5 protein-coding genes are annotated in these 4,297 nt (G+C 28.5%); 3 read left to right on the forward strand and 2 right to left on the reverse strand.

Annotation, left to right across the window (positions count from 1 at the left end; genetic code table 11):
* From AC3E9W_RS23145 to AC3E9W_RS23155, 3 genes are all read left to right on the forward strand, one after another.
* Positions 1 to 775: hypothetical protein (locus tag AC3E9W_RS23145; protein ID WP_488770244.1), on the forward strand; the 775-nt coding region annotated here is incomplete at its 5' end.
* A gap of 4 nt (positions 776 to 779) precedes the next feature.
* Positions 780 to 1,847 carry a tetratricopeptide repeat protein gene (locus AC3E9W_RS23150; RefSeq protein ID WP_488770245.1) on the forward strand — a complete coding sequence of 356 codons (1,068 nt, stop codon included), beginning with the start codon at positions 780 to 782 and terminating at the stop codon, positions 1,845 to 1,847.
* A gap of 195 nt (positions 1,848 to 2,042) precedes the next feature.
* Positions 2,043 to 3,089, forward strand: a complete 1,047-nt coding sequence (locus tag AC3E9W_RS23155) for a tyrosine-type recombinase/integrase (protein ID WP_488770246.1) — start codon at positions 2,043 to 2,045, stop codon at positions 3,087 to 3,089.
* 75 nt (positions 3,090 to 3,164) lie between these two features.
* Here the strand turns inward: AC3E9W_RS23155 and AC3E9W_RS23160 are convergent, their stop codons facing one another.
* Complete coding sequence (locus AC3E9W_RS23160; protein WP_488770247.1) at positions 3,165 to 3,554, reverse strand: hypothetical protein; 390 nt, start codon at positions 3,552 to 3,554, stop codon at positions 3,165 to 3,167.
* 22 nt (positions 3,555 to 3,576) lie between these two features.
* Positions 3,577 to 4,297, reverse strand: a 721-nt coding sequence (locus tag AC3E9W_RS23165; protein WP_488770248.1) for a hypothetical protein, incomplete at its 5' end; no start/stop codon positions are given.

Below are 4,297 nucleotides of genomic sequence, written 5' to 3' on the forward strand. Positions count from 1 at the left end.
GGCTGGGGATTACCCTCATAATTCACCTTATGCTTTCAGCGAAAACAGGGTTATTGACATGAATGAATTGGAAGGCTTGGAAACTGGAAATTCAAATGCGAGGGCAAATCGTCCAATGAGAATGAGACCTATGATTAGAAGAGCAAATGATTATATGAGAGGAGGAAGAAGTGTTTCTTATGCTTCTATGAGGACAGTTAATAGAATCTTAGGATTCAGTCCTAGTTTCAGGATGAGAAATACAATTGCTTTGAGAAATGCAGAAAGAAACATGAATGAATTTATAGCTAAGTATAATCTTAGTCCCAAGACTTTTAATTCAGAGTCTGGTGAACCTAATCCAATAGGGGTTCCTCCTAAAAATTTAGAAAATTTAGGTATTTGGATTAGTTTTATTACTGATTTAAAAGAAAATTATAATTTATCCGTTCAAGAAGTTCAGGAACAAGGTAGAATTGATGATACAAGTACTCATGTTTCAGTATCAAATGGCTATCAATTTGGAGGAGTAATGCAGTTAAAACTATCATTAGCAGAAGCTGCATATCAAAAATTATTTAACCAATTAGTTGAAGAAAATATTAAACAAAACACAAGTGAAGACCCTCTCGGAAACAGCAAAGTTTCTAGCGCAAGACTTGCTGTCAAGATAAAGCTTGGACCTTCTCCTGTTGAGCTTGTAAATAAGATATTTGACGAGGCCAAAAAGAATGGAGATTCAAAAGTAATACGAATTGATGTTAAAGAGCATCCTGTTATCAACCAAGGAAACTAAAAATATGATTGAAAAAGAAATTTATGAAATAGAGAGATACTTAACAGATAATATAGAATTAGATCTAGATTATTTAAAAGATTTTTCAGATAAGCATGCTAATATTGAGGAATTAAAAGTCTATTATGTTTATGCTTTGTATAAAACAGATAAAATAAATTTAGCTTCTCAAGAGTTAGCTTCTTTAAATCAATCAAAAAAACTTCAAGAAAATTCATTTTTTTTAATGGTAAAAAGTTTGGTTCAAATCAATCAAGATGACGAAATAGACTTATTAATAAACTCATTAGAGAAATGTTTAAAAATTGATAATCGGAAAGAAAATAAATGGTTAAGGCTAGAACTTTTTAAACTTTATGAAAAAAAAGAAATTGATTATTTAGCCTGGGGATATTTAGAAGATGCAATATTGATTGATGAGAATTTCTATGAAGCAATTTTATTAAGAGCTCAGAGATTAGATTTAATTACAAATTGTTCAGATATTGTTCATCAAATACTACAGCTACCGCAAACGTATGTTAATTCTGACGTGCTTAACTTTTTAGGAAACGCATATCTAAACTGTAACGAGATTAAAAATGCTTTAAAAATTTTTAACGGTTCGTTGGAAATAAGAGAAACTGAAGAAGCTTATTATTTTATTGGCTACATAAACCATTATAATCTTAGTGATTATGAAAAGGCAATGTTTTATTATGATAAGTCCATTTCTATTAATCCTCAGTTTATCGATGTATTAATTGAAAAAGCCTGGCTGCTTTATGATATGAACGAATATGAAACTTCAGAAACTCTATTTAAAGAAATAATAGATAGTCATCATGAAGAAATTAATATATATAATCAAATTACATTATTCTATATAAGAACAGAAAAAATTAGTGAAGCATTAAACTATGTTGAAAAATCAAAAAGTAAATTTGGTATAAATTACATGAATCAAGGATTTGAATTAATATGTTTAGAAAAGATCAAAGATGATAGATATGTTAATGAATATCATGTGTATAAAAAGAAATATTCAGCAGATGAATTATCATGGTTTAAAACTCTCTTAAGCGAAATTTAATTAATAAAATTCGACAACTACTCAGGGAGTATTCGAAGAATGCATAAACAGAATATGAATAAGGTGTCTTGCTAAACTAGCGTATCACTCGTCAACTGAATAAATTAAAAAACTACAACTTTTTACAGTTGTAGTTTTTAATTTATAGAGCAAAACGTTTTACCTTCACCAAAATCTATACTAAAAACTCATAATATGAAAAAAACGAGTCTGATAATACCATTGTTCAAGCAATTTATAAGGGAAACTGAAACAGGTAAAAGGCTCAAAAAAAATGGAGAAAAAATAAAACCAGATTCAATACAAAACTATAAGTATGTACTGAATAATTTGATTCAGTTTTCAAGCGAGACTAAATTTGAATTACGCATTTGTGATGCATCAAAGCTAGATAAAAGAGAACAAGCTTCGGAAAAAAGCTATTGGAAAAAATTCTATCAAAAATTCACTGAATTTTTATACAAAAAAGGCTGTCATGATAATTATGTAGGTGCCAATATCAAAGTTATTCGTGTTTTTTTTAATTACCTAAAGAATGATAAAGATATAAATACAGGTGATTTCCAGCGTTTGTTTTATGTTCGTAAGGAAGAAATTGAAATTTTTGTCCTTTCTCCAGATCAATTAAAATTTTTAATTCATGATAAGGAATTCGAGCAAACTTTAATACCAAGTTATAGACGTATCAAAGATATCTTTGTTTTTGGTTGTTCTACTGGATTGCGTTATTCGGATATCTTTTTACTAACTAATAAAAACTTCGAAAAAATAGATGGTGAATGGTATTTAAAACTCAAATCAAAAAAAACAAAAACCTTCAGTTTCATTAAGCTTTCTGCTTATGCTGTAATTATTTTTCAGCGTTATACTACTTCAAACAATAAAATTACTCTCTTTGGAAATACCAGTTTATTTAATTTTAATAAAAGTCTAAAACATATTGGTGAACTTGCTGGTTTTACATCGCCTATTGAAGTTTCGAGAGAAAGACAAGGTAAAACTCAGAAATTAACTAAAAAAACCGATACTTCAAAAAATCGTTTTTGCGATAAAATGAGTTCACACATGATGCGACGAACCGCAATTACAACTCTTCTCATTTTAGGAATGCCAGAGCATTTAGTTCGTAAGATTAGTGGACATAGTCATGCAAGTACTTCTTTCAACCGTTATGTACATTATGCACAAGCTTATATGGATAAAGAAATTGAAAAAGTGCATAGTAAGTTGGAAAGTTATTAAATAAAAAAACTACAACCTTTTTTAGGGTTGTAGTTTTCGTCTAATCTTATATGATCAAATAAGTATATGATCAATCTAACATTTTTCAAACATAAGATTAACAACTTCATTAATAGATTCTCTCATTGTTTTATGAAAATATCTAATTTTCATAAATTTCTTTTTTTTATGTATTACCTCTTCTAATATCATTTTTTCTTCATCCATAATAAAATACTGAACATTCTTTTCTTTGTAAAGCTTGTAATTATACTTATAAGTATTATTTACAGATATCTCTATACTTGCGTTTCTTTTTATTAAAACATACTGGTTATCTGTAAAATTAATATCATTATAAGATGTATGGGCTTTCCAACAATTTGAAGAATCAATATTTTGAGAATTAGAATTAGAATAATAAAATAATAAAATTAAATAGAAGAAACAATTTATGGAAATTAGATTATTATTTACTTTAATCATATGTTTTTTATCTTTAAAAAAATTAATTTTTCATAGGAACTACAAAAGTTTTATTTACATTAGGCCTTGGATCCACTTCAACAGTTATATTAGTAGGTTTATCTGCTTCTTTTAGCTTTTCCTGTCTTAAATCAATATCATTTTGCAAGTCTGTGATTCCTTTATTTCCACCAACTACAGTAAAACAACCTTCTGATCCAGTAAAGCTATCCATGCCAGGTTTAGTTTTAGATGTCTTATATCTTCCGCCAACATGAATACTTATACCGCTAGCTATATCCTTCTTTTTTCTCCATGGACTAATTATATCAGTAGCAGGTATTTCAATAGAACCTTTTTGTGATAACATAATAGCTGGTAATTCTGTCTTAGAAAAAGAAGGAATTTCTATCCCATCATAAATATTTGAACTTCCTTTTTTAGGTTCAAATGGTATATTCTTTATAACAAAATTACTCTTACCATCTGGTTTTGCGTCAATTTCAATATGGACGGCATCTCGAGTTACACTATAGGTCGTTAGTTCATTTGTTACAGGATCGGTAACATATAAAGGATAGGTTGGTACCTCTATCATTTTAGGCATCCCAATAACATTTTCACTTCCTATAATTCTTAATTGCGTAGTTCCATTCGGAATTTTACCTATAACTATCTCAACTTCAAGACCTTCTAATTCAACTCCATCTATTACTCTATTTTCACTAAAGGCATAAGTACTATTCCAGGGATACTTTAAACTT

It is taken from the genome of Flavobacterium sp. 38 (genome assembly GCF_057799715.1).

Bases quoted from the DNA above. Each gene is read 5' to 3' on its own strand.
- AC3E9W_RS23150 (WP_488770245.1), top strand. From the start codon at position 780: ATGATTGAAAAAGAAATTTATGAAATAGAGAGATACTTAACAGATAAT.
- AC3E9W_RS23160 (WP_488770247.1), bottom strand. From the start codon at position 3,554: ATGATTAAAGTAAATAATAATCTAATTTCCATAAATTGTTTCTTCTAT.
- AC3E9W_RS23155 (WP_488770246.1), top strand. From the start codon at position 2,043: ATGAAAAAAACGAGTCTGATAATACCATTGTTCAAGCAATTTATAAGG.